The organism is Gluconobacter sp. P1D12_c (genome assembly GCF_018812105.1).
GTDB lineage: Bacteria > Pseudomonadota > Alphaproteobacteria > Acetobacterales > Acetobacteraceae > Gluconobacter > Gluconobacter oxydans_A.
On record NZ_JACSIQ010000437.1, the window covers coordinates 1 to 462 of the forward strand.

Sequence of the window (462 nt, forward strand, 5' to 3'; positions counted from 1 at the left end):
ATCATTCGATTTCTGGATATGTCGGGGCATAGGCTTGAGATGCGGCTTTTTTCTGTGAACCTTTGAGACAAAACCCTCTTTGTCCATGAAGTCCTCATTCGCTTTCGAGCGATAAGCTGTATCAGCCCAAACGCTTGAGGCCGTATTGGTTTTATCTAACAGCCCCTCTCTCAATCGCGCACCATCACTGGCGGCGGCATCCGTCGTCTTCCATTTTCGGATGAACCGAAACTTCGGTCGATGGACACGTGGGATTTGTAGCCAAAGAACGGGATAGCGAGATCCGTTGCGGGCATACTCCCGTCATCCTGCCGTTTTGCTTTCGTGAACTTCAGCGTCCAGCGCGCATGACGATCCTTGTGCGACAGCTTTGCCGACTTGTCCTGCCAGTCTTCGGGAATACGTCCTGCCCGGAGATCTGCCTTCTCGGCATTCGTATTGCGCTGCTTTGGAGCGGCTACC

The 462-nt window shown here is 53.0% G+C and carries 1 pseudogene; it reads right to left on the reverse strand.

Going from position 1 to position 462, the window contains the following annotated elements:
• Positions 1-462: pseudogene (locus KP705_RS17550) on the reverse strand (IS5/IS1182 family transposase); the annotation flags it as partial.